Genomic DNA, 24,475 nt, shown 5'->3' with positions numbered 1-24,475 from the left:
GGGTCGATGTCCACTGTCTTTCCCGAAGATTCCGTCGGTCTGGTAGTACCGCAAACCGCCCGGTTCGATGAACCGCTGGCGCTGGCCTGCGGCCGCTCCCTGGCCAGTTACGAGCTGGTCTACGAGACCTACGGCACCCTCAATGCCAGCGCGAGCAATGCCGTGCTGATCTGCCATGCGCTGTCTGGCCACCACCATGCCGCCGGCTACCATGCTGCCACCGACCGTAAACCGGGTTGGTGGGACAGCTGCATCGGCCCTGGCAAGCCCATCGATACCAACCGTTTCTTCGTGGTCAGCCTGAACAACCTCGGCGGTTGCAACGGCAGCACCGGCCCCAGCAGCGTCAACCCGGCCACTGGCAAACCCTACGGCGCCGAGTTTCCGGTACTGACGGTTGAAGACTGGGTGCACAGCCAGGCGCGCCTGGCCGATCGCCTGGGCATCCAGCAGTGGGCAGCCATCGTTGGCGGCAGCCTGGGTGGCATGCAGGCGCTGCAGTGGACCATGACCTACCCGGAGCGCGTGCGCCACTGCGTCGACATCGCCTCGGCACCGAAACTGTCGGCGCAGAATATCGCCTTCAACGAAGTGGCACGCCAGGCCATCCTCACCGACCCCGAGTTCCACGGCGGTTCGTTCCAGGACCAGGGCGTGATCCCCAAGCGGGGCTTGATGCTGGCGCGCATGGTCGGCCACATCACCTACCTGTCCGATGACTCGATGGGTGAAAAATTCGGCCGCGAGCTCAAGAGCGACAAGCTCAACTATGACTTTCACAGCGTCGAGTTCCAGGTCGAGAGCTACCTGCGCTACCAGGGCGAGGAGTTTTCCGGGCGGTTCGATGCCAACACCTACCTGCTGATGACCAAGGCACTGGACTACTTCGACCCGGCTGCCGCCCACGGCGGCGACCTGGCAGCCACCCTGGCCAACGTCAAGGCGGACTACTGCATCATGTCGTTCACCACCGACTGGCGCTTCTCCCCGGCCCGCTCGCGGGAAATCGTCGACGCCCTGATGGCAGCGCGCAAGAACGTCTGCTACCTGGAGATCGACTCACCTTATGGGCACGATGCCTTCTTGATCCCCACACCTCGCTACATGCAGGGTTTCTCGAACTACATGAACCGCATTGCCATCTGAGGACAGCATGAGAGCCGATCTGGAAATCATCCACGACTGGATCCCCGCCGGCAGCCGGGTACTCGACCTGGGCTGCGGCAGCGGCGAACTGCTAGCCTCGCTACGTGACCGCAAGCAGGTCACCGGCTATGGCCTGGAGATCGACCCCGACAACATCGCCGCCTGCGTGGCCAAGGGCGTGAACGTCATCGAGCAAGACCTGGACAAAGGCCTGGGCAACTTCGCCAGCAACAGTTTTGACGTGGTGATCATGACGCAGGCCCTGCAGGCCGTGGAGTACCCCGATCGCATCCTCGACGAGATGCTGCGCGTGGGCCGCCAATGCATCATCACCTTCCCCAACTTCGGGCACTGGCGTTGCCGCTGGTACCTGGCGACCAAAGGCCGCATGCCGGTATCGGACTTCATGCCCTATACCTGGTACAACACACCGAACATTCACTTCTGCACGTTCGCCGACTTTGAAGAGCTGGTGCATGAGCGCCGGGCCAAGGTGCTCGACCGCCTGGCAGTCGACCACCTGCACCGCAATGGGTGGGGTGGCCGGCTTTGGCCTAATCTTCTGGGTGAGATCGGCATCTACCGCGTCAGCAGCCCGAGCTTGCAAGAGCACCAGCTCGCGGTCTGACACACACACCGGGAGGAAGCGCCCATGCGTCGCCCCGTGCGCAGCAGCCCGCTAGGGTTCAAGCAGATTATCGAAACCGGCGGCATCAGCAACTCCCTCAGTTTCAACCAGGAAGTGTTCCCAGGCGAATGATGAATTTCCAGCAACTCGTATTGGCCAGCCACAACGCCGGCAAACTCAAGGAACTCCAGGCCATGCTCGGCCACTCGGTGCAACTGCGCTCGATTGGCGAATTCAGCCAGGTAGAGCCGGAAGAAACCGGCTTGTCGTTCGTCGAGAACGCCATCCTCAAGGCGCGCAACGCTGCACGTATTTCCGGCCTGCCGGCCTTGGCCGACGATTCCGGCCTGGCCGTGGACTTCCTCGGCGGTGCGCCGGGTATCTACTCGGCGCGCTATGCCGATGGCAAGGGTGACGCGGCAAACAATGCCAAGCTGCTCGACGCGCTGAAAGACGTGCCAGAAGCCGAGCGCGGTGCACAGTTCGTCTGTGTGCTGGCACTGGTACGCCACGCGGATGACCCGCTCCCGATCCTCTGCGAGGGCCTGTGGCAAGGGCGCATTCTGCTCCAGGCCAGTGGGGAGCATGGCTTTGGCTATGACCCACTGTTCTGGGTGCCCGAGCGCAACTGCTCCAGCGCCGACCTGGCACCTGTGGACAAGAACCAGCTCAGCCACCGCGCCCGCGCCATGGCCCTGCTGCGCCAACGCCTGGGCCTGGCATGATCGCAACGCTGGCTACCCCTGGCGCGGCGGGCTTTACCAGCCTGCCGCCGCTGGCGCTGTACATCCACATTCCGTGGTGCGTGCGCAAATGCCCTTACTGTGACTTCAACTCCCACGCGGCCGGCCCTGAGCTGCCGGAAGACGCCTACGTCGCGGCGCTGTTGACCGACCTGGACCAGGAGCTGGCGGCGGTGCAAGGCAGGCCGATCAGCTCGATCTTCTTCGGTGGCGGTACGCCCAGCCTGTTCAGTGCAGCCGCCCTGGGCCGCCTGCTGCGCGGCGTGGAGCAGCGCATACCGTTCGCAGCGGACATCGAGATCACCCTGGAGGCCAACCCGGGCACCTTCGAGCAGGACAAGTTCAAGGCCTACCGGCAAACCGGCATCAACCGCCTGTCCATTGGCGTGCAGAGCTTCCAGCCGGCCAAGCTGCAGGCCCTGGGGCGCATCCACAATGGTGACGAAGCCGTCCGGGCAGCCGGCATGGCGCGCGCTGCCGGGTTCGACAACTTCAACATGGACCTCATGCACGGCCTGCCCGACCAGTCGCTGGAAGACGCCCTGGGCGACCTGCGCCAAGCCATGGACCTGGGACCCACGCACCTGTCGTGGTACCAACTGACCGTCGAGCCCAACACGGTATTCTGGAACCAGCCGCCGGAGCTGCCCGAGGACGACATTCTCTGGGACATCCAGGAAGCCGGCCAGGCGCTGATGGCCGGGCATGGTTTTCGCCAGTACGAGGTCTCGGCCTATGCTCAGGCCGGCCGCGCTGCGCGGCATAACCTCAACTACTGGCGTTTTGGCGACTTCATCGGCATCGGCGCCGGCGCCCACGGCAAACTGACCTTCGCTGACGGCCGTATCCTGCGCACCTGGAAGACTCGCTTGCCCAAGGACTACCTGAACCTGGCCAAACCGTACAAAGCCGGTGAGAAGCTGCTGCCAGTCGACGAGTTGCCGTTCGAGTTCCTGATGAACGCCCTGCGCCTGACCGATGGCGTGGAAGCCCAGCTGTTCACCCAGCGCACCGGCTTGCCGCTGGAGCAGTTGCGCGAAGCCCGTCGGGCAGCCGAACAAAAGGGCCTTTTGCAGGTCGAACCGGATCGACTGGTGGCCACGCCAAGGGGCCAGCTATTCCTCAATGACCTGCTGCAGTATTTCTTGACCTAAGGATGACCCATGGATCTGGTACTTGATCTGCTCGCGACGGTTTCCCGCTGGAGCCGCGGCAACCTGTCAGAAATTTCGCTGGCCTTGGTAGGCTGCCTGCTGGTGCTGTTCGGCAGCGACGTCAAAGGCTGGGCCGAACAACGACTGGGCAGCCTGGGTGGCGCCCTACGCGTACCGTTCATGGCGGTGATGGTGATGGTCGGCAGCGGCGCGGCACTGATCTATGCCACACCCTGGGTGGTGAAGGGGCTGAGCCAGTTCAACAACTACGCACTGGCGCCGGTGCTGCTGGTGGTCGTGGTGCTGATTGGCGTGGTGGCCGACCGGCGCGGCTGAGACACAGCCTGGGGCTGAACGCTTGTGGGACATTCTGTCTTGCCCAGTTTCTGGAAGCATGCGCGATCACTGTAGGAGCGGGTTTACCCGCGAAGAGGTCGGCACTGCCAGCAGAAGGCTTGAGATAGCCGGGGCTGCTTTGCAGCCCATCGCGACACAAGGCCGCTCCTACACCGATCGCGCTAGTCGATCAGCGCAGGAAACAAGCGGGGCACAGATTCTAAAAGCTGCCCCGGCAAACCAGGGCAGCCCTACCACTTGACTAGCCTTTAACGGGCGTCATCGAAGTGGTCGCGCATGCCTGCATTTCTACAGGCCTCAGCGTACCGAAAGGCCGATTCAGCCGATCAGTCCACCTTCTCGAACTTCAAATCCCACACCCCATGCCCCAGCCGCTCGCCGCGGCGTTCGAACTTGGTGATCGGGCGCTCTTCGGGGCGTGGCACGTAGGTACCGTCTGCTGCGCGGTTGCGGTAGCCCGGCGCAGCACTCATCACGTCCAGCATGTACTCGGCATACGGCTCCCAGTCGGTGGCCATGTGGAACACGCCACCGGGCTTGAGCTTGCGCCGCACCAGCTCGGCGAACTCCAGCTGCACGATACGGCGCTTGTGGTGGCGCGCCTTGTGCCAAGGGTCGGGGAAGAACAGCATCAGGCGGTCGAGGCTGTTGTCGGCCACGCAGCGGTTCAACACTTCGATGGCATCGCAGTCATACACCCGCAGGTTCTTCAAACCCTGGGTCAGCACACCGTTGAGCAGCGCACCAACACCGGGGCGGTGTACTTCCACACCAATGAAGTCCTGCTCCGGCGCGGCGGCGGCCATTTCCAGCAGGGAATGCCCCATACCGAAGCCGATCTCCAGGGTACGCGGCGCGCAACGGCCGAATACCTGGTCGTAGTCCACCGGGCTGTCGGCCAACGGCAGGATGTACAGCGGGCCGCCTTGGTCCAGGCCGCGTTGCTGGCCTTCGGTCATGCGCCCTGCACGCATCACGAAACTCTTGATGCGGCGGTGTGGGCGCTGGTCGCCGTCGGCGGCGATCGGCGTATCTTGCGAATCAGTCATCTGGGGCTCTTACTTGATCAGACCATCCAGCGGCGAAGAGGCGCTGGCATAGAGTTTTTTCGGCATCCGGCCGGCCAGGTAGGCCATGCGACCGGCGACGATGGCGTGCTTCATGGCTTCGGCCATCAACACCGGCTGCTGGGCGTGGGCAATGGCCGAGTTCATCAGCACCGCCTCGCAGCCCATTTCCATGGCGATGGTGGCGTCGGAAGCGGTGCCCACTCCGGCATCGACCAGCACCGGGACTTTCGATTCTTCCAGGATGATCTGCAGGTTGTACGGGTTGCAGATACCCAGGCCCGTGCCGATCAGGCCGGCCAACGGCATCACCGCGATGCAGCCCGCCTCAGCCAGCTGGCGGGCAATGATCGGGTCATCGCTGGTGTAGACCATCACGTCGAAACCATCCTTGACCAGCACTTCGGCGGCCTTGAGGGTTTCGATCACGTTGGGGAACAGGGTCTTCTGGTCCGCCAGCACTTCGAGCTTGACCAAGGTCCGCGACTCGTGGGACTTGTAGCCTTGCAGCAGCTCACGGGCCAGGCGGCAGGTACGCACGGCCTCGGTGGCGTCGAAGCAGCCTGCGGTATTGGGCAGGATGGTGTACTTGTCGGGCGACAACACGTCGAGCAGGTTCGGCTCACCCGCATTCTGGCCAAGGTTGGTCCGGCGCACGGCCACGGTGACGATCTCGGCACCCGAGGCCTCGGTGGCCAGGCGGGTCTCTTCCATGTCACGGTATTTGCCGGTGCCGACCAGCAGGCGCGACTGGAACGTGCGCCCGGCCAGAATGAAGGGCTTGTCGCTGCGAACGTTGCTCATCGTTGTTCCTCGGGAAAAGGTTGCAGGGCTTGCTTGTGAACCACCAGGCTGCTGTCAGCCGCCACCGATCGCGTGGACCACTTCGACCTGGTCGCCGTCGTTCAGCAGGGTGCTCTCGTGCTGGCTACGCGGCACGATATCCAGGTTCAGTTCCACGGCAATGCGGCGCCCACTGAGCTCCAGGCGCGTCAGCAGGGCTGCAACGCTCTCGCCGGCAGGCAGTTCGTAAGGTTCACCGTTCAGTTGAATGCGCATGCGCACGGCCACCATTATTCTTTGGGGCCCGCATTCTAGCGCCGAACCGCCCCGCAACCCAAGGGCGGTGCGCGCCATTAGTCGCGATTGTGGACCAGCTGGTCAGCCCAGCCGCCAGGCCGCCAACCCCAGGCATAGCCAGCCGGCGAGGAAGCACAGGCCGCCGATCGGGGTGATGATGCCCAGCTTGGTCAGGCCGCTGAGGGCCAGCAGGTACAGGCTGCCGGAGAACAGCACGATACCCACCGCAAACAGCCCACCGGCCCAGCCCACCAGGCGCCCGGGCAAGTGCGCCGAGAGCACGGCAACCGCAAGAATCGCCAGCGCATGCACCAGTTGGTAGGTCACGCCGGTGTGGAACACCGCCAGGTAGTCGGCCGTCAGCCGGTTTTTCAGGCCGTGGGCGGCGAAGGCACCCAGTGCGACTCCGGTAAAGCCGAAAAAGGCGGCAAGCATCAGGAAGCTGCGAAGCATGGGACGACTCCTTGGATCGGGTCTGTATAATGGCCCCTTCCACCCGTACGGCCAAGCCATCGTCATGCTGCCATCCCTTATTCGCCGCCTCTTCCGTGCCCTGCTCTGGTTCGCTGCCTGCAGCATCGTGCTGGTGCTGGTGTTCCGCTGGGTGCCCCCGCCCGGCACGGCGCTGATGGTCGAGCGCAAGGTGCAATCCTGGGTCAATGGCGACCCCATCGACCTGCAGCGCGAATGGGAGCCGTGGCAGAACATCTCCGATGAACTCAAGGTCGCGGTCATTGCCGGCGAAGACCAGAAGTTCGCCAGCCACTGGGGCTTCGACATCCCGGCTATCCAGGCTGCGCTGGCCTACAACGAGCGCGGCGGCAGCATTCGTGGCGCCAGCACCCTGACCCAGCAAGTGGCCAAGAACCTGTTCCTGTGGTCGGGGCGCAGCTGGTTCCGCAAAGGGCTGGAAGCCTGGTTCACGGCACTGATCGAACTGCTCTGGTCCAAGGAACGCATTCTCGAGGTTTACCTGAACAGCGCCGAGTGGGGCAAAGGCGTATTCGGCGCCCAGGCGGCGGCGCGCTATCACTTTGGTGTCGATGCCAGCCAGCTCACCCGCCAGCAGGCAGCGCAACTGGCCGCAGTATTGCCCAGCCCGATCAAGTGGAGTGCCAGCCGGCCGAGCGCCTACGTGGCAAGCCGTGCCGGGTGGATTCGCCGGCAAATGAGCCAGCTGGGTGGCCCCAGCTACCTGATGCAGCTCGACTCATCCAGAAAGCTTTGAATGCAGTGCCGGCACAAATGAAAAAGCCGCTCGCTCCGTCGGAGCCAGCGGCTTTTCTGTGCAACAAAGGCCCGATCAGGCTGCGATCAGTGCCTTGACCTTGTTCATCGCATTCTTCTCCAGCTGGCGAATCCGCTCAGCCGAAACGCTGTACTTGTCTGCCAGCTCATGCAGGGTGGCCTTCTCTTCAGCCAACCAGCGCTGGTAGAGAATGTCGCGGCTGCGCTCGTCCAGCCCTTGCAGCGCTTCGTGCAGGTTGCTGGTGGAGTTGTCGCTCCAGTCGGCATCCTCCAGTTGCACCGCCGGGTCGTACCGGTGGTCTTCCAGGTAATGCGCAGGGGACTGGAACGCGCTGTCGTCGTCAGCTTCCGCTGCCGGGTCGAACGCCATGTCCTGCCCGCTGAGGCGGCTTTCCATCTCGCGCACTTCACGCGGCTCGACGCCAAGGCTCTCCGCCACGCGATGCACTTCGTCGTTGTTCAACCAGGCCAGGCGCTTCTTCTGGCTGCGCAGGTTGAAGAACAGCTTGCGCTGGGCCTTGGTGGTAGCCACCTTGACGATGCGCCAGTTGCGCAGGATGAACTCGTGGATCTCGGCCTTGATCCAGTGCACGGCGAACGACACCAGGCGCACGCCCATTTCAGGGTTGAAGCGTTTGACGGCCTTCATCAGGCCAACGTTGCCTTCCTGAATCAGGTCGGCCTGGGCCAGCCCATAGCCAGCATAGCTACGGGCGATATGTACGACGAAACGCAGGTGGGCCATCACCATTTGACGAGCGGCCTCGACATCCTGCTGATAATAGAGACGCTCGCCCAGATCACGCTCCTGCTCGACCGTCAGCAGCGGGATGCTGTTGACCGTGTGCACATAGGCTTCCAGATTTGCACCGGGTACCAAGGCATAGGCAGGTTGCAACGATGTGGTCATTCAAGAACCTCCGACTTACTAGACTCGCGCTTTTTGGGCGCTGCCAACATTGACCTGGAACGACGGTACAAGTTCCATCGTGAACAAAATGTCAATGCTGGCCTGTAAAAACTATCGCGGTGCCAGCTCGTTCAAGTGGCGGGCGACTGCAATCCATGCACCGATATACCCCAACAACACCGCTCCGATCAAGAGCGACAGACCATCGGACCCCGGCACTCCGCCCAGGGCGAAGTCACTGCCGTATAGCCCGGAAAGCCCTACCACCGCCTCGTTCAGCCAGTTCAGGCCAAACGCCAGGATCCCCCACGCCAGCAGCCCTGCACCCAGGCCATACAATGCGCCCATGTACAGGAAAGGCCGGCGTACGTAGGCGTCGGTGCCGCCGACCAGCTTGATCACTTCGATCTCGATGCGGCGGTTTTCGATATGTAGACGAATTGTGTTACCGATTACTAACAGCAGCGCGGAAATAAGCATCACCGCCAGACCGAAGACGAACCGGTCACCCAGCTTGAGGATCGCCGCCAGCCGCTCGACCCAGACCAGGTCCAGTTGCGCCACATCCACCCGCGGCAGCTCCGCAAGGCGCTGACGCAAGGCTTCAAGGGCGGGCTTGTCGACCTCGGTCGGGGTGACTACCACCACACCAGGCAGCGGGTTTTCCGGCAGCTCGCGCAAGGCCTCGCCCAGACCGGACTGCTGCTGGAATTCCTCCAGCGCCTGCTCGCGGCTGACATACTGCGCGTCTGCCACGCCGGGCATGCCCTTGATCTCGTCACGCAGCGCCTCGCCATCACGGCTGCCGGCATCCAGCTTGAGGTACAGCGAAATCTGCGCCGCGCGCTGCCACGAACCGCCCAGTTGCTCGACGTTCTTCAGCAACAACGACAGGCCCATCGGCATGCTCAGCGCGACGGCCATCACCAGGCAGGTGAAGAAGCTGCCGATCGGCTGCTTGCCCAGCCGGCGCAGGCTGTCAGCCAGGCTGGCACGGTGGCTTTCCAGCCAGGCGTGCAACAACGTGCGGAAATCCGGGCCGTCATCGTCTTCGCCGCGTTTTTTCTTCGCCGACTGCGGGTCGGCTGGCTTCGGCGCAACGCGCTCGGAAACCTTTGGCGTACGTGTAGTGCTCATTGCCCGGCCTCCCCATCGCCGATCAAGCGGCCGCGCTGCAAGGTCAGCATGCGGTGACGCATGCGCGCAATCAGTGCCAGGTCGTGGCTGGCGATCAAAACCGTAGTACCCAGGCGGTTGATGTCCTCGAATACCCCCATGATTTCTGCGGCCAGCCGCGGGTCGAGGTTACCGGTGGGTTCATCGGCCAGCAGCAGCGCAGGCTGGTGGACGATTGCCCGGGCAATGCCGACCCGCTGCTGCTGCCCGGTGGACAGGTCAGCCGGGAACAGCTCGCCCTTGTCGGCCAGCGACACGCGCTCCAGGGCGGAATCGACGCGCTTGGCGATCTCGGCCTTGGACAAGCCCAGAATCTGCAGCGGCAGGGCAATGTTGTTGAACACCGTGCGGTCGAACAACAGTTGGTGGTTCTGGAACACCACGCCGATCTGCCGGCGCAGGAACGGGATCTGGGCGTTGCTGATCTGGCCCAGGTCCTGCCCGGCCAGCATCAGCTTGCCGCTGGTCGGGCGCTCCATGGCCAGCAGCAGGCGCAGCAAGGTGCTCTTGCCGGCGCCCGAGTGGCCGGTGACGAACAGGAACTCGCCCCGGCGCGCCCGGAAACTCAGCTCATGCAAACCGACATGACCATTGGGATAGCGCTTGGCAACCTGTTCGAATCGGATCATGGTCAGTCTCGCTCGGCGAACAGAGCCTTGACGAAAGGCTCCGCTTCGAAGGTGCGCAGGTCGTCGATGCCTTCGCCGACACCGATGAAGCGGATCGGCAACTTGAACTGCTTGGCCAGGGCGAAGATCACCCCGCCTTTGGCGGTGCCATCGAGCTTGGTCAGGGCCAGGCCGGTCAATTCGACACTCTGGTTGAAGTACTTGGCCTGGCTGATGGCGTTCTGCCCGGTACCGGCGTCGAGCACCAGCAGCACCTCGTGCGGCGCCTCGGCGTCGAGCTTGCCGATGACACGGCGCACCTTCTTCAGCTCCTCCATCAGGTTGTCCTTGGTGTGCAGGCGGCCGGCGGTGTCGGCGATCAGCACATCCACGCCGCGGGCCTTGGCGGCCTGCACGGCGTCGAAAATGACCGATGCGGAGTCGGCACCGGTATGCTGGGCGATGACCGGAATCTGGTTACGCTCACCCCACACCTGCAACTGCTCGACCGCTGCGGCGCGGAAGGTATCGCCGGCGGCCAGCATCACCTTCTTGCCTTCCTGTTGCAGTTTTTTCGCCAGTTTGCCGATGGTGGTGGTCTTGCCGGCGCCGTTCACGCCTACCACCAGGATCACGTAGGGCTTGTTCTGCGCCTGCACTTTCAGTGGCTGCTCGACCGGACGCAGCAATGCCGCCAGCTCTTCCTGCAGCGACTTGTACAGGGCGTCGGCATCGGCCAGTTGCTTGCGGGCGACTTTCTGGGTCAGGTTCTGGACGATGGTCGACGTGGCTTCCACGCCCACGTCGGCGGTCAGCAGGCGCGTTTCGATCTCGTCGAGCAAGTCGTCGTCGATGACTTTCTTGCCCAGGAACAGGCTGGCCATCCCCTCGCCAATGGAGGCACTGGTCTTCGACAGGCCCTGCTTGAGGCGGGCAAAGAAGCCAGGCTTGGCCTGTTCGGCCGGCGCTGCCGCTGGCTCTGGCGCGACCTCGACGGCTGTGGCAGCCACGGCCGGCGGGGCAACCACCTCAGGTGCAGGGCGCTCGGGGATCGCCGGTGGCGCCTTGGGTTCCAGGTCCGGCACCAGCGCTACCGGCTCTTCGGCCACCGGCAGTACCAGGTTGCTGACCGGCGCAGGCTCGGTACGGGCGACGTCCACCACAGCCGCTGGCACCGGCGCAGGGGCAACGGGTTGCGGCGCGGGCGCTACCGGCGGCGGGGAAACCAGCGGCTCGGGTTCAGCGGCCGGCGACGGCTGCACAGCGACCGGCGCCGGCGCTTCGGCTGCCGGGGCAGGCGCGGGCGCCTCAGGCTGCGGCGCTTCAGCAGCGGGGGCCTCGACCGGAGCGGCTACAGGTTGCTCGACAGCGGGGGCTTCACTGGCGGGAACGCCAGCGTCCACAGGTTGTTGCGGCTTCTTGCGAAACCAGCTGAACAGGCCTTTCTTTTCACCAGCCTCGGCCGGCGCTTTCTTGTCGTCGTTGGAACCAAACATGGAAGACGGCTATCTCAGGGTAGCGATGCGCCAGCTACGGCGGATCGGGAATTCTCTCTACGCAGAACAGACTATCTTGAAGCCGGCTGGTTCATGCGCAATGTTTTGTCTTAGTGTCCTGTGGGCCAGAACGGCGACAGGCATGGTCGCCAGGCAACCGGATCAGTATCCTAGCACCTCCTGGCCCGTCGACGCTAAACCCAGCGGGCCGCCGAACAGGTTAAACACCGTATGAATGCTCTAGCCCGCCGCGCCGCTGGCCTGTTGCTCGGCACGCTCTGCCTGCCGCTCGCGGCCTTCGCCGCCGATGTGCAACCCACCCACGAATTCATCCTCGACAACGGCCTCAAGGTCGTGGTGCGTGAAGACCACCGCGCCCCGGTGGTGGTCTCGCAGATCTGGTACAAGGTCGGTTCCAGCTACGAAACCCCGGGCCAGACCGGCCTGTCGCACGCCCTGGAGCACATGATGTTCAAGGGGAGCGCCAAGCTCGGCCCCGGCGAAGCTTCACGCGTGCTGCGCGACCTGGGCGCCGAAGAGAACGCCTTCACCAGCGACGACTACACCGCCTACTACCAGGTGCTGGCGCGTGACCGCCTGCCCGTAGCCCTGGAACTGGAGGCCGACCGCCTGGCCAGCCTGCGCCTGCCAGCCGACGAATTCAGCAAGGAAATCGAGGTCATCAAGGAAGAGCGCCGCCTGCGTACCGACGATCAGCCCACTGCAAAGGCCTTCGAGCTGTTCCGCGCCATGGCCTACCCTGCCAGCGGCTACCATACCCCGACCATCGGCTGGATGGCCGACCTGGAGCGCATGAAGGTCGAGGAACTGCGCCACTGGTACGAGTCCTGGTATGCCCCCAACAATGCCACGCTGGTAGTGGTCGGCGATGTCACCCCCGACGAGGTCAAAGGCCTGGCCCAGAAGTACTTCGGCAGCATTCCGAAGCGCACCGTGCCACCGGCCAAGCTGCCACTTGAGCTCGCAGAACCCGGCCAGCGCCAGCTGACCCTGCACGTGCGCACGCAACTGCCGAGCCTGATCTACGGGTTCAACGTGCCCGGCCTGGCCACGGCCAAGGACCCCCGCACCGTACACGCCCTGCGCCTGATCTCGGCGCTGCTCGACGGCGGCTACAGCGCCCGCATGCCGGCGCGCCTGGAGCGTGGCCAGGAGCTGGTGGCCGGTGCTTCATCCAGCTACAACGCCTTTACCCGTGGCGACAGCCTGTTCCTGATTTCGGCCACGCCGAACGTTCAGAAGCAGAAAACCCTGGCCGACGTCGAGAAGGGCGTGTGGCAACTGCTCGACGAACTCAAGACCACCCCGCCCAGCGCCGAAGAACTGGAGCGCGTACGCGCCCAGGTTATCGCCGGCCTGGTCTATGACCGCGACTCCATCAGCAGCCAGGCCACCACCATCGGCCAACTGGAAACCGTCGGCCTGTCCTGGAAGCTGATTGACAGCGAACTGGACGAGCTCAAGCGCGTTACCCCGCAGGACATCCAGAACGCCGCGCGCACCTATTTCACCCGCGAACGCCTGAGCGTTGCCCATGTACTGCCCGAGGAGTCCGCTCATGAGTGATCGTCGCGCACCACGCCCAACCCTGTTGGCCACCGGTATCCGCGCCCTGGCGCTGGCAGCGGTGCTGGCTGCCCCGGCCCTGGCCGACAACGCCGCCAAAGCCGACAACACCGCGGCCCGGCCGGCCAACACCCTGCAGTCGCTGGCCGAGCTGGACGGCAAGGCGCCGAGCCGGCGCCAGCTGAACATCCAGCACTGGAACACCGCCGAAGGGGCACGGGTGCTGTTCGTCGAGGCGCGCGAGCTGCCGATGTTCGACCTGCGCGTGACCTTTGCCGCCGGCAGCAGCCAGGACGGCGGCACGCCAGGCCTGGCTGCATTGACCAACGCCATGCTCAACGAAGGCGTGGCCGGCAAGGACGTGACCGCCATCGCCGAAGGCTTCGAGAGCCTGGGTGCAGACTTTGGCAACGGCTCCTACCGTGACATGGCCGTGGCCTCGCTGCGCAGCCTCAGCGCCAAGGACAAGCGCGAGCCGGCGCTCAAGCTGTTCACCGAGGTCGCCGGCAAGCCGAGCTTCCCTGAAGACGCGCTCAAGCGCATCAAGAACCAGATGCTGGCCGGCTTCGAGTACGAGAAGCAGAACCCTGGCAAAATCGCTGGCAAAGCGCTGTTCACCAACCTCTATGGCGACCACCCCTACGCCCACCCCAGCGATGGCACTGCCGAAAGCATCAACGGCATCGGCCTGGCCCAACTGCGCGCCTTCCATGCCAAGGCCTACACCGGTGGCAACGCCGTGATCGCCCTGGTCGGCGACCTCAGCCGCACCGAAGCCGAAGCCATCGCCGCCCAGGTGTCCGCCGGGCTACCCAAAGGCCCGGCGCTGCCCGCGCCGGCGCAGCCGGCCGAAGCCAAGCCCGGCCTGACCCACATCGATTTCCCGTCCAAGCAGACCCACCTGATGCTGGCCGAGCTTGGCATCGACCGCCAGGACCCGGACTGGCCTGCACTGTCGCTGGGTAACCAGATCCTCGGCGGCGGTGCTTTCGGTACCCGGCTGATGAGCGAAGTGCGGGAAAAACGCGGCCTGACGTACGGCGTTTACTCGGTATTCAGCCCGATGCAGGTGCGCGGCCCGTTCATGATCAACCTGCAAACCCGTGCCGAACTCAGCGAGGGCACGCTCAAGCTGGTGCAGGGCATTCTCGCCGATTACCTCAAGACCGGCCCCACCCAGCAGGAGCTGGACGATGCCAAGCGCGAACTGGCCGGCAGCTTCCCGTTGTCCAATGCCAGCAATGCCAGCATCGTCGGCCAGCTGGGCGCCATCGGCTTCTACAACTTGCCGCTGACCTGGCTGGAGGACTTCATGCAGCAGTCCCAGGCCCTCACTGTCGAGCAGGTCAAGGCCGCCATGAACAAACACCTGTCAGCCGATAAACTGGTGATCGTCACCGTTGGCCCGAAAGTGCCACAGAAACCGCTGCCAGCACCCACTGACAAGCCCTCCGAGCAGCCGCTCGGGGTACCGGAGCACTAATGCCAAGATCCACCCCTCCCGCCCGCCCACAAACCGGGCAAAGCAAGGGCCAGGGCCACCTGCGCATCATCGCCGGCGAGTGGCGCAGCCGTCGCCTGGCGGTGCCGGAAGGTGAAGGCCTGCGGCCAACGCCCGACCGTGTGCGCGAAACCGTCTTCAACTGGCTGGCGCCCTACATCGAGGGCGCTCGGGTACTGGACGCCTTCACCGGCAGTGGCGCCCTCGTGCTCGAAGCCCTGTCCCGCGGCGCCGCAGACGCCGTGGCACTGGACAGCAACCCGGCGGCCATCGCCAACCTGAAAAACAACCTGGAAATCCTCCGCTGCCCGCGCGGGCAAATCCTGCAAACCGATGCCCTGCGCTACCTGCAGCACCCGGCCAAGCAGCAGTTCGACGTGGTGTTCCTCGACCCGCCATTCCACCAGGGCCTGCTGGCCAACACCTGCAACCTGCTGGAGCAGCACCAGTGGCTCAGCGAGCAAGCCTGGGTCTACACCGAGAGCGAAGCCGCGCCGTCGGCCCTGCAACTGCCCGGCAACTGGCGTTTGCATCGCGAGAAAAAAACCGGCCAGGTGTATTACGCGCTGTGGCAGCGGGGCTAACTATGTAGCGCTGCCTAGGGTGCCATTTCGCTGAAGCTGTTGCGGTTCACACAACCGGAGCACTTCAGCGATGACTTCACCTGCGCCCGTCACCCTCGACCAGGTCTCGGCAGGACTGGCATCTGTGGCTTCAGCCGCCCCTTTGCCACTGCAGCACTTCACCCTGAGCAACGGTTTGTCCGTCTACCTGCGGCCAGACCACACCAGCCAGCTGGCCGCCGTGCAACTCTGGTATCACGTGGGTTCCAGCGATGAGCCCGCGGGCCACAGCAACCTGTCCCACCTCCTGGAACACCTGATTTTCGAAGGCAGCAGCAAACTTGCCGCCGGCCAATACTCGCGAGTGATCGCCCGCCTGGGCGGCAACGCCAATGCCAGCACCCATGGAGAGGCGACGGCGTATGAGATAACGCTGCCGGTCGCTCGACTGCCAATCGCATTGGAGATCATGGCCGATGCCATGAACAGCGCGACCTTCGGCCAGGCAGAACTGGACCGGGAAAAGAAAGCCGTCGAGGACGAAAGGCGCCTCAAGTTGGACAACCACCCAGACCAACAGGCGTACGACCTTCACCTGGCGCTGGCCCATGGCGGCAATGCCTACGGGCAACCGAGCTTCGGTTCCCTGGCCGACCTTGCCGATATAGGACTGGAAACGCTGCGAACCTGGTATGCAACCTGGTACCGGCCCAACAACGCCACGCTGGTGGTGGTTGGCGGCATCGATCTGGCAACCCTGCGCACCCAGGTAGAGCAGCACTTCGCCGGCCTGCCGAGCGCGCCAGTGCCGAAGCGCCCCGTACCACGGCAAGACCAGCCGCTGCAGGCGCGCACGCAAACCGTGAGCCTGCCCGGGTTACGCGAAGGGCTGTTCATGTCGTTCAACGTTCCGAGCAGGGCCACCGCAGCGGATGCAGTCACCGCCCCTGCCCTCGCGTTGATCCGCGAGGTGCTGGCCGAGGGGTTCAGCGCCAGGCTCTACAGTGACCTGGTGCGCGACAAACGCCTGCTCACCGGCATCAGCATCACCTATCAGCCCTTGTTGCAGGGTGACACGCTGCTGACCCTGTCAGCGTACGTGAACAGCATGAACAGCACGCCAGAACAGGCTGCACACGCTGTTTGCCAGCACCTCGAAGCACTGCGCAACACTGCGGTGCCCACTGCTGAGCTTGAACGCGCGAAATTGCGCATGCTTGCCCGCCGCCTGTTCACTGACAGCCAGGTGGCCCAAGCCGAGCGAATCGGCGAGGCCGCCGCTGCCGGCATCGCCGTCGCGGCCGTGGACCAAGACATCCAGATCATCCGCGACCTCGACAGCCAACAGGTGCAGCAAGTGGCACTTGCCTACCTGGGGCGCGAACGGTTGACCACCAGCTACCTTCAGCCAGGAGCAACAGCATGATCCAGGTACCCTCCCCAACCCCCTTGCCGCTGACGTGCAACGGCCCGGCTGACGACACCGCCTTGGCGGCCATGGCCAACCTGCGCTCGGCACAGGGTATCGACCTTGGCCACATTCCAGACCTGCAGGCCCACCCTGAGCACTGGCGAACGGCAGAAGGCACCCGCGTCAGCTTCCTCGCACGCCATGACCGGCCCATGTTCGACCTGGCATTACGCTTTCGCGCAGGCAGCGTACTCGACGGCGCCCACCCTGGGCTTGCGGCACTTGTGCTGTACAGCCTCGACCAAGGCACCGGGCAACTCGACGCCACGCGGTTCGCCGAGGATATGGCCGGTTTCGGCGCCATCCTGGGCAGGAGGATCAGCGACGACAGCGCCCTTGTCACCCTGCGCGCCCTGAGCCTGCCGGCACTGCGCGACAGCGCGATGCAACTGCTGACCGAGATGCTGGCCCGCCCGGCATTGCGCGCGGGCGATGTGGCCAAAATCGGCGAACGGCTCGTATTCAGCCAGGCCAGGTATGGCAACCATCCGCTGCTGCGGATTACCAAGGCGGCCACCGCGCATATCTTCAGCGGCCACCCCTACGCGGCCACCCTGACAGCGCAGACTATCGCCAGCATTGGCGATGACCAGATCCGGGCGTTCCACCAACAGGCGTATTCGGCCAACAACCTCGACATCGGCCTGGTGGGCAACCTGACCCGCGAGGAAGCACGGCAGCTTGTCGACGACCTGGTCCGGGCCCTGCCGCAAGGCTGGGCGGCGCAACGCACGCCATCGGTTCCCGACTACCAGGCATTGGACCTGAATCTCGCTGCGGCCAGCAGTACCACCCAGGCAACGCTCACCCTTGCAACGAACGTATCGGCCCAGGATCCGGTGTTCCCGGCCCTGTATCTGCTCAACGCAATCCTGGGCAGTAGCTACGAGTCGCGCCTTACCCAGGAATTGCGCACCCTGCGCAACCTCACCTACGCCATCTCCTGCGACCTGAGGCCGCTGGATGCCGCCAGCCAGTTGCAGATCCACTGGGATATCGCCCCCCAGTACCGGGATGCCTCTGGCGCGCTGGTGTCGGCGATTCTGGCATGCCTGCGTGAACACGGCCCCAGCCAGGCCGAATGCGACATGGCGGTGAACCAGATCGCCGGTAAACTGCACGACAGCCTGGCAGACCGCGCGAGAATGGCCCAGGCCTTGGCCACCTACAGCCACCAGGGCTTGGCGCCAGACCACCTGGGCACCTTCCTCGCTAGACTGTCGGCGCTTACGCCTGCCAACCTGCGTGAAGCGGCGCAAGTCTGGTTGCAGGCCCCACAGGTATTCGTCACCAGCGGCCCGGTTACCGAGCAATTGCCATTACCCAAACCGACCGCGCTCGACCAATAGCGCAGGTACAAAGGCGCTGTTTCGTGGCACTCTAGGCCGGCACATCACGAGTCGCCCAGCATGCCTAGCTTCAGCGCCCCTTTCCGTCCGGCCATCGGCCTGTCCAACCCGCATCTGCAAACATTGTGGGGCCCCCTGTGGCGCAAGCTGCCAGCGCTTGCGCGCAACCGCGAGCGCCTGTGGCTGGCTGATGGCGACTTCATCGACCTGGACTGGCATGGCCCGCACCAGCCGCAGGCGCCGCTGGTACTGGTGTTGCACGGGCTGACCGGTTCCTCTGACTCACCCTATGTGAAGGGCTTGCAGCAAACCCTGCAAGCGCGGGGCTGGGCCAGCGTGGCGGTGAACTGGCGCGGCTGCTCGGGCGAACCCAACCTGTTGCCCCGAAGCTATCACTCCGGCGCCAGCGAAGACCTGGCGGAGATCATCGGCCACCTGCGCGCCCAGCGCCCACTGGCACCGCTGTATGCGGTGGGTTATTCGCTGGGCGGCAATGTGTTGTTGAAATACCTGGGTGAAAGCGGCGTCGCCAGCCAGCTGGAGGCTGCGGTAGCGGTCTCGGTACCGTTTCGTCTGGACCACTGCGCAGACCGCATCGGCCAGGGATTTTCCAAGGTGTACCAGGCGCACTTCATGCGCGAAATGCTGGCGTATGTACAACTCAAGCAGCGGCACTTCCATGCCCAGGGCCAGCATGACCGGTTGGCCGAACTCGAACGCCTGGGCCAGCTGAGCAACCTGCGCACGTTCTGGGAGTTCGACGGCAAGGTCACGGCACCCTTGAACGGTTTTCGCGATGTGCACGACTACTATCGCCGCTCATCGAGCCACTTCTTTCTTGGCCAGAACCGCACGCCAACGCTGATCATTCAGTCCAGTGACGACCCGTTCGTGTCCAGCCACAGCTTGCCGACCGCGCGGGAACTGGCCCCCCAGACCCGTTTCGAGCTGCACCGCCGCGGCGGCCATGTGGGCTTTGTCGATGGCAGCCTGCGCAGGCCCGGGTACTACCTGGAACGGCGGATTCCGCAGTGGCTGGTGGAGGGCCAGTAACGTCCCTCCATGCCCTGCTCGCGGCAGACGTACCTATTCGCCGGTGGCCACCCCATGCTCCGGATCAGTGATCCACTCACTCCACGACCCGGCATACAGCTTGCCCAGCGGGTAGCCTGCCAGCGCCAGTGCAAACAGGTTGTGACATGCCGTCACCCCCGAACCGCAGTAAGACACCACGTGCTCCGGTGCCCGCCCGGCCAGCTTTTCGGCAAAGCGCTGCCTGAGCTGATCGGCCGGCAAAAAGCGCCCGTCAGGCCCCAGGTTGTCAGTAAACGCCGCGCACTGCGCGCCGGGGATATGCCCTGCCACCGGGTCGATGGGCTCCACCTCGCCGCGAAAACGCGGCAATGCCCGCGCATCGATCAGGGTCAGGTCTGCATTGCCCAAGCGCTTGGCCAGGTGGTCGGCATCGATCAGCAGCGCGGGGTCTGGCTTGCCGCTGAACGTGCCTTGGCGCTTGGGTGCAGGGTCCAGGCTCAGGGGCAGGTGCGCTGCATGCCAGGCCTTCAGGCCACCGTCGAGGATCGCCACGCCGCTGCGCTTGCCCAACCAGACCAGCAGCCACCAGGCACGGGCAGCAAAGGCGCCGGGGCCGTCGTCGTACAGCACCACTTCGCTGTCGTTGTCCACACCCCACTCACGCAAGCGCTCGACCAGCCGCTGCGCATCGGGCAACGGGTGGCGCCCGGTACGCCCCTTGCTCACCGGCCCGCTGAGATCGCGGTCCAGGTCGGCAAAATGCGCACCGGCTATATGCCCTTGCGCATAGCTGCGTTGACCATAGTCGACATCTTCAAGGGCAAAGCGGCAGTCGAGGATCACCGATTTGGGCGAGCCCAGACGCTCGGCCAATTGTTGCGGGGTGATCAATTGCGCAAGGGGCATGACAATCTCCTGATCAATGGCACAAAGCAATGACACTGGCGCCCCGGGCTACAGCTCCAGGGCCTGGTTGAACGGTACCTGAAATTCCTGGCACAGCGCGTCCACCGCGTGGCGGGCACTGTCGGTGACGAAACCCAGCTCTAGCACCAGTACCTGGTAGACGCCGCGCATGAAGGCTTCTTCACCCAGGTGCGCGGAGTGCTCGCGGGTGGTGCTGAGAAAGCGTACCCAAGAGGTCAGCACGATCCAGGCGTTGATGGTCAGCGATTCGATCTGCGCCGGCGCCATGGCCAGGATGCCTGCCTCGACGAAGCCGCGATAGATCGCCTGGCCCTGGCGCAGGCAGCGCTCGGAGAAGCGCCGGTAGCGGGCGGCCAGTTCGGCATCGCTGTCCAGCAGATGCTCCAGGTCGCGGTGCAGGAAGCGGTAGTTCCACATCGCCGCCAATAGCGCCTTGAGGTAGAACCGCTTGTCTTCCACGGTCGCCGCACGCCCCTGCGGCGGGCGCAGGAAACTGTCCACCAGTTCTTCGTACTGGCTGAACAACACCGCGATGATCGCCTGCTTGTTAGGGAAGTGGTAATACAGGTTGCCGGGCGAAATTTCCATGTGTGCGGCAATGTGGTTGGTACTGACGCATCTCTCGCCCTGCTGGTTGAACAGCTCCAGGCTGTTCTGCACGATGCGCTCTCGGGTCTTCATGCGCGGGGCCATGCTCAAGCTCCCAGTCTGCAGGCGTTGATAAAGGTTCATCTTACGGCGATTCACCCGGCTGATACACCGGTCTCTGCAAGGGTAATACTCGCGCCAACGCAGAAATTAGAGTATAGACTCTAGAAACCTCAAGCTCAGCCAGGAGACCGCCGTGACCTCGCCCATCGCCTTGCCTGCCGTGCATGCCGACCACGCCCTGGAGGCGACATTCAGCGCCCAGCGCCAGGCGTTCGCCGGCAACCCTCTGCCGCCGGCAACACAACGGCGGCAGTGGCTGAAAAGCTTGCGCGAGGCCCTGCTGGCCAACCAGCAGCAGCTGATCGCAGCAATCGATGCCGACTTCAGCGGGCGCAGCGCCGATGAAACGTTGCTGGCCGAGCTTCTACCCTCGGTGCAGGGCATACGCCATGCCGAGCGCCACCTGCAACGCTGGATGCGCCCTTCCAGGCGGGCCGTGGGGCTGGCATTCCAGCCGGCCAGCGCACGCGTGCTTTACCAGCCGCTAGGCGTGGTCGGCATCATCGTGCCGTGGAATTACCCGCTGTTTCTGGCCATCGGCCCGCTCACCTGTGCCCTGGCCGCTGGCAACCGGGTCATGCTCAAGCTCAGCGAGGCCACCCCGGCTACTGGCCAGGCCTTGCAGGCCCTACTGCAACGGGTGTTTCCCGAGGACCTGGTCAGTGTGGTGCTTGGCGAGGTCGAGGTCGGCCAGGCGTTCGCCCGCCTGCCGTTCGATCACTTGCTGTTCACCGGGGCCACCAGCATAGGCCGCCTGGTTATGCTGGCGGCCGCGCAAAACCTGACGCCGGTGACCCTGGAACTGGGCGGCAAATCCCCAGCCATCGTGTCGGCCAGCGTACCGCTGGAAACAGCCGCCGAGCGCATCGCCTTCGGCAAGACGCTCAACGCCGGCCAGACCTGCGTCGCCCCCGACTACGTGCTGGTGCCGCACGAGCGCCTGAATGCTTTCGCCGATGCCTACGGCACCGCCGTACGGCGCATGTACCCTCGCATTGCCGACAACCCTGACTACAGCGCCATCATCAACCCCCGGCAACTGGCACGCCTTGAGCACCTGCTGCAGGACGCGCGCGGCAAAGGTGCGCAGGTGACCGACCTGTACGCCCACGAGACACGCCAAGGGCGGCGCCTGCCGCCACACGTGCTGACCAAAGTGAACGACACCATGCAGGTCATGCAGGACGAAATATTCGGCCCGCTGCTGCCGCTGGTGCCCTACGACACGCTCGATGACGCGCTGGCCTACATCAACCAGCGCCCGCGGCCCTTGGCGCTGTACTACTTCGGCTACGACCGCGGCGAACAGCAACAGGTGTTGCAGCACAGCCATTCCGGCGGGGTATGCCTGAACGACACCTTGCTGCATGTGGCTCAGGACGACCTGCCGTTCGGTGGCATAGGCCCCTCGGGCATGGGGCACTACCACGGCCACGAAGGCTTCCTGACCTTCAGCAAGGCCAAGGCGGTACTGGCCAAGCAACGCTTCAACGCCGCACGGCTGATTTACCCGCCTTACGGCAAAGCCCTGCAGCGCCTGGTCTACAAGTTGTTCATCCGCTGAGGCCCGGGCCATGCACCGTCGTGACCTGCTGCGTTTCAGCGTTGCCGCGAGCACCTTCCTGGCCGGTGCCAGCCTGGTGGGCTGCAGCGCACAAACGGCCGCGCCGGGGTTTCAGGCGCTGCGCCACGATGACCTGCCACTGCTGCGTGCGCTGATACCGGTGTTGCTCAGCGGCACGCTGGCCACCGATACGCTGGTGCTGCGCAGCCTCGATTACAAGCTGGCAGCGCTGTCGCCGGAGATGCTCAAACTCACCCGGCAATTGTTCGACGTGCTCAGCCTGCCGCTGACCCGCGGCCCACTGACCGGCATCTGGGGGGCCTGGGCCCAGGCCGCGCCCGCCCAGGTCGAGGCTTTCCTGCAGCGCTGGCAGGGCAGCTCGCTGAACCTGCTGCGCATGGGCCATGCCTCGCTGCTGCAACTGCTGCAAATGGCCTGGTACGAGCGCCCCGAGTCCTGGGCCGCCTGCGGCTACCCCGGCCCACCGAAAATCTGAACACGACAAGAGCATCGCCAATGCCTGTGCCTGACCCGTTTCGCCAAGGCCTCGACCGCGGCTGGATCACCCACGACGCCTCACGCCTGGAACACGACCTGCAACTGCACGCCGATATCGCCGTGATCGGCAGCGGTGCCGGCGGCGCCACCAGCGCACAGCGGCTCAGCGCCGCGGGCTTCAAGGTCTTGCTGATCGAAGAAGGCCCGTTGAAGACCAGCAGCGACTTCAAGCTGCTGGAGCACGAAGCCTATGCCAGCCTCTATCAGGAGGGCCTGGGGCGCATGAGCAAGGATGGCGCCATTACCATCCTGCAAGGCCGTGCCGTAGGCGGCACCACGCTGGTGAACTGGACGTCGAGCTTTCGCACCCCGCCGCAGACCCTGGCGCACTGGGCCTCGACCCATGGCGTACAAGGGCTCGGCGAAGATGAGCTGCGCCCTTGGTTCGAGCGCATGGAACTGGAGCTGGGGATCACACCCTGGGCCTTGCCACCGAATGCCAACAACGACGTGCTGCGCCGTGGCTGCGAACAACTGGGTTATCGCTGGGCAGTCATCCCGCGCAACGTGCGCGGCTGCTGGAACCTGGGTTACTGCGGCATGGGTTGCCCGGTGAATGCCAAGCAATCGATGCTGGTGACGCGCATTCCCGCCACCCTCGAACAGGGCGGCGAGCTGCTTTACCTGGCCCGGGCCGAGCGCTTCAGCCACAACGGCGAGCGCATCCAACACCTGACCTGCCAGGCCCTGGATACGCAAGGCATCCACCCGACAGGTCGGCAAGTGACAGTACACGCGCGCCATTACATCCTGGCAGGCGGCGGCATCAACAGCCCGGCCCTGCTGCTGCGCTCCAATGCCCCCGACCCGCATGGCCGCTTGGGCAAACGCACCTTCCTGCACCTGGTCAACTTCAGCGCCGCACGCTTCAACGAGCGCATCGACCCCTACTACGGCGCGCCGCAGTCGATCTACAGCGACCATTTCCAGTGGCAGCACGGCACGGAGGGGCCGGTGGGCTACAAGCTCGAAGTACCGCCGCTGCACCCGGCCCTGGCCAGCACCCTGCTGGGTGGCCATGGCCAGGACAATGCCCGGCGCATGGCCGCACTGCCCAATACCCATGTCATGCTGGCCTTGCTGCGCGACGGGTTTCACCCGCAAAGCCAGGGCGGCAGCGTTGAACTGCGCGGCGACGGCTCCCCCGTGCTCGATTATCCGGTCACCGACTACCTGCGTGACGGCTTGCGGCGCGCCTACCGCAGCATGGCGCAGGTCCAGTTCGCCGCCGGCGCGGCCGAGGTAACCCCGGTGCACAGCGATGCCAGCGCCGCTGCCAGCCTGGAACAGGCCTTGGCCATGATCGACCGCCTAGCTTTGGAGCCTTTCCGTACGCGCCTGGGCAGCGCCCATGTGATGGGTGGTTGCGCCATGGGCGAAGACCCGCGCCAGGCGGTGTGCGACAGCCTGGGCCGCCATCACCAGCTGGAAAACCTGTCGGTTCACGACGGCTCGCTGTTCCCCACCAGCATCGGCGCCAACCCGCAGCTGTCGGTGTATGCCATCAGCGCCAGGTTCAGCGAAGCGTTGGCTACCCGCCTGGCACACAACGCATGACAACGAATACACGCCCTGTCTATAGTGCCATCAGCCGGC

Annotated in this window: 25 protein-coding genes and 1 pseudogene; 16 read left to right on the top strand and 10 right to left on the bottom strand. The window is 64.6% G+C overall.

Annotated features, from left to right (window positions below; all coding sequences use genetic code 11):
- The first annotated feature begins 6 nt into the window (after positions 1-6).
- The 6 genes and pseudogenes from EGJ22_RS04630 to EGJ22_RS04605 all read left to right on the top strand — a co-directional run bounded on the left by EGJ22_RS04630 (position 7) and on the right by EGJ22_RS04605 (position 4,007).
- On the top strand, positions 7-1,146 hold the full coding sequence (locus EGJ22_RS04630) for a homoserine O-acetyltransferase (RefSeq protein ID WP_009684929.1): 1,140 nt from the start codon (positions 7-9) through the stop codon (positions 1,144-1,146).
- 7 nt (positions 1,147-1,153) lie between these two features.
- Entirely contained in the window at positions 1,154-1,774 is a 621-nt protein-coding gene (gene metW / locus EGJ22_RS04625; protein ID WP_009684928.1) for a methionine biosynthesis protein MetW, read from the top strand.
- Positions 1,775-1,813: 39 nt separating this feature from the next.
- A pseudogene (locus EGJ22_RS26860) lies at positions 1,814-1,906 on the top strand (DUF4426 domain-containing protein); the annotation flags it as partial.
- Positions 1,903-2,499, top strand: coding sequence for an RdgB/HAM1 family non-canonical purine NTP pyrophosphatase (rdgB, locus tag EGJ22_RS04615; protein ID WP_029886161.1), 597 nt, complete (start codon positions 1,903-1,905; stop codon positions 2,497-2,499). The pseudogene EGJ22_RS26860 and the gene rdgB, both read left to right, overlap by 4 nt.
- On the top strand, positions 2,496-3,671 hold the full coding sequence (hemW, locus tag EGJ22_RS04610; protein ID WP_029886162.1) for a radical SAM family heme chaperone HemW: 1,176 nt from the start codon (positions 2,496-2,498) through the stop codon (positions 3,669-3,671). The genes rdgB and hemW overlap by 4 nt, the downstream gene beginning before the upstream one ends.
- A gap of 9 nt (positions 3,672-3,680) precedes the next feature.
- Positions 3,681-4,007: a DUF3392 family protein gene (locus EGJ22_RS04605; protein ID WP_009684924.1), complete on the top strand. Its 327-nt coding sequence runs from the start codon at positions 3,681-3,683 to the stop codon at positions 4,005-4,007.
- A gap of 347 nt (positions 4,008-4,354) precedes the next feature.
- Here the strand turns inward: EGJ22_RS04605 and trmB are convergent, their stop codons facing one another.
- The 4 genes from trmB to EGJ22_RS04585 form a co-directional block, all read right to left on the bottom strand.
- Positions 4,355-5,077, bottom strand: a complete 723-nt coding sequence (gene trmB, locus EGJ22_RS04600; protein WP_029886163.1) for a tRNA (guanosine(46)-N7)-methyltransferase TrmB — start codon at positions 5,075-5,077, stop codon at positions 4,355-4,357.
- A gap of 9 nt (positions 5,078-5,086) precedes the next feature.
- Entirely contained in the window at positions 5,087-5,899 is an 813-nt protein-coding gene (locus EGJ22_RS04595) for a thiazole synthase (RefSeq protein WP_009684921.1), read from the bottom strand.
- A 54-nt stretch (positions 5,900-5,953) separates the two neighbouring features.
- Positions 5,954-6,154 carry a sulfur carrier protein ThiS gene (gene thiS / locus EGJ22_RS04590; RefSeq protein ID WP_009684920.1) on the bottom strand — a complete coding sequence of 67 codons (201 nt, stop codon included), beginning with the start codon at positions 6,152-6,154 and terminating at the stop codon, positions 5,954-5,956.
- A 102-nt stretch (positions 6,155-6,256) separates the two neighbouring features.
- Positions 6,257-6,628: a DUF423 domain-containing protein gene (locus EGJ22_RS04585; protein WP_009684919.1), complete on the bottom strand. Its 372-nt coding sequence runs from the start codon at positions 6,626-6,628 to the stop codon at positions 6,257-6,259.
- A gap of 64 nt (positions 6,629-6,692) precedes the next feature.
- Between EGJ22_RS04585 and mtgA the strand changes: the two genes are divergently transcribed.
- Positions 6,693-7,403 carry a monofunctional biosynthetic peptidoglycan transglycosylase gene (gene mtgA / locus EGJ22_RS04580; protein ID WP_029886165.1) on the top strand — a complete coding sequence of 237 codons (711 nt, stop codon included), beginning with the start codon at positions 6,693-6,695 and terminating at the stop codon, positions 7,401-7,403.
- A gap of 75 nt (positions 7,404-7,478) precedes the next feature.
- Here the strand turns inward: mtgA and rpoH are convergent, their stop codons facing one another.
- From rpoH to ftsY, 4 genes are all read right to left on the bottom strand, one after another.
- Positions 7,479-8,333 carry an RNA polymerase sigma factor RpoH gene (rpoH, locus tag EGJ22_RS04575; RefSeq protein ID WP_009684917.1) on the bottom strand — a complete coding sequence of 285 codons (855 nt, stop codon included), beginning with the start codon at positions 8,331-8,333 and terminating at the stop codon, positions 7,479-7,481.
- Between the two features lie 111 nt (positions 8,334-8,444).
- Complete coding sequence (gene ftsX, locus EGJ22_RS04570) at positions 8,445-9,470, bottom strand: permease-like cell division protein FtsX (protein WP_125920152.1); 1,026 nt, start codon at positions 9,468-9,470, stop codon at positions 8,445-8,447.
- Positions 9,467-10,138: a cell division ATP-binding protein FtsE gene (gene ftsE / locus EGJ22_RS04565; protein WP_009684915.1), complete on the bottom strand. Its 672-nt coding sequence runs from the start codon at positions 10,136-10,138 to the stop codon at positions 9,467-9,469. Before ftsE ends, ftsX begins: the two co-directional genes overlap by 4 nt.
- A 2-nt stretch (positions 10,139-10,140) precedes the next feature.
- Positions 10,141-11,613: a signal recognition particle-docking protein FtsY gene (ftsY, locus tag EGJ22_RS04560; RefSeq protein ID WP_029886167.1), complete on the bottom strand. Its 1,473-nt coding sequence runs from the start codon at positions 11,611-11,613 to the stop codon at positions 10,141-10,143.
- Between the two features lie 231 nt (positions 11,614-11,844).
- Between ftsY and EGJ22_RS04550 the strand changes: the two genes are divergently transcribed.
- From EGJ22_RS04550 to EGJ22_RS04525, 6 genes are all read left to right on the top strand, one after another.
- The gene (locus EGJ22_RS04550) at positions 11,845-13,200 is read left to right on the top strand and encodes a pitrilysin family protein (protein ID WP_029886168.1); all 1,356 of its coding nucleotides are present in this window, start codon (positions 11,845-11,847) and stop codon (positions 13,198-13,200) included.
- Entirely contained in the window at positions 13,193-14,683 is a 1,491-nt protein-coding gene (locus tag EGJ22_RS04545) for a pitrilysin family protein (RefSeq protein WP_029886169.1), read from the top strand. Before EGJ22_RS04550 ends, EGJ22_RS04545 begins: the two co-directional genes overlap by 8 nt.
- The gene (gene rsmD, locus EGJ22_RS04540; RefSeq protein WP_029886170.1) at positions 14,683-15,285 is read left to right on the top strand and encodes a 16S rRNA (guanine(966)-N(2))-methyltransferase RsmD; all 603 of its coding nucleotides are present in this window, start codon (positions 14,683-14,685) and stop codon (positions 15,283-15,285) included. The genes EGJ22_RS04545 and rsmD overlap by 1 nt, the downstream gene beginning before the upstream one ends.
- 70 nt (positions 15,286-15,355) lie before the next feature.
- A complete protein-coding gene (locus EGJ22_RS04535) occupies positions 15,356-16,690 on the top strand; it encodes a pitrilysin family protein (RefSeq protein ID WP_029886171.1) in 1,335 nt (444 codons plus the stop codon).
- Positions 16,687-18,084, top strand: coding sequence for a pitrilysin family protein (locus EGJ22_RS04530; RefSeq protein WP_029886172.1), 1,398 nt, complete (start codon positions 16,687-16,689; stop codon positions 18,082-18,084). The genes EGJ22_RS04535 and EGJ22_RS04530 overlap by 4 nt, the downstream gene beginning before the upstream one ends.
- A 60-nt stretch (positions 18,085-18,144) precedes the next feature.
- Positions 18,145-19,137, top strand: coding sequence for a hydrolase (locus EGJ22_RS04525; RefSeq protein ID WP_104148220.1), 993 nt, complete (start codon positions 18,145-18,147; stop codon positions 19,135-19,137).
- Positions 19,138-19,170: 33 nt separating this feature from the next.
- Here EGJ22_RS04525 and EGJ22_RS04520 read toward each other — a convergent pair whose 3' ends face one another.
- Together EGJ22_RS04520 and EGJ22_RS04515 are read right to left on the bottom strand one after the other, a co-directional pair.
- Entirely contained in the window at positions 19,171-20,025 is an 855-nt protein-coding gene (locus tag EGJ22_RS04520; RefSeq protein ID WP_064314825.1) for a sulfurtransferase, read from the bottom strand.
- A 48-nt stretch (positions 20,026-20,073) separates the two neighbouring features.
- A complete protein-coding gene (locus tag EGJ22_RS04515) occupies positions 20,074-20,739 on the bottom strand; it encodes a TetR/AcrR family transcriptional regulator (protein ID WP_029887460.1) in 666 nt (221 codons plus the stop codon).
- 151 nt (positions 20,740-20,890) lie between these two features.
- On the opposite strand from EGJ22_RS04515, the gene EGJ22_RS04510 reads away from it, so the two are divergent.
- The 3 genes from EGJ22_RS04510 to EGJ22_RS04500 are packed head-to-tail and all read left to right on the top strand — an operon-like array spanning position 20,891 to position 24,436.
- Positions 20,891-22,321, top strand: coding sequence for a coniferyl aldehyde dehydrogenase (locus EGJ22_RS04510; RefSeq protein WP_125920151.1), 1,431 nt, complete (start codon positions 20,891-20,893; stop codon positions 22,319-22,321).
- A 10-nt stretch (positions 22,322-22,331) separates the two neighbouring features.
- Positions 22,332-22,817: a hypothetical protein gene (locus tag EGJ22_RS04505; protein WP_029887462.1), complete on the top strand. Its 486-nt coding sequence runs from the start codon at positions 22,332-22,334 to the stop codon at positions 22,815-22,817.
- 20 nt (positions 22,818-22,837) lie between these two features.
- Positions 22,838-24,436 carry a GMC family oxidoreductase gene (locus EGJ22_RS04500; RefSeq protein WP_029887463.1) on the top strand — a complete coding sequence of 533 codons (1,599 nt, stop codon included), beginning with the start codon at positions 22,838-22,840 and terminating at the stop codon, positions 24,434-24,436.
- Positions 24,437-24,475 lie beyond the last annotated feature (39 nt).

It is taken from the genome of Pseudomonas sp. p99-361 (assembly GCF_003935475.1).
Taxonomy (GTDB): Bacteria; Pseudomonadota; Gammaproteobacteria; order Pseudomonadales; family Pseudomonadaceae; genus Aquipseudomonas; species Aquipseudomonas juntendi.
This window is presented reverse-complemented; position numbering and strand designations above follow the sequence as displayed.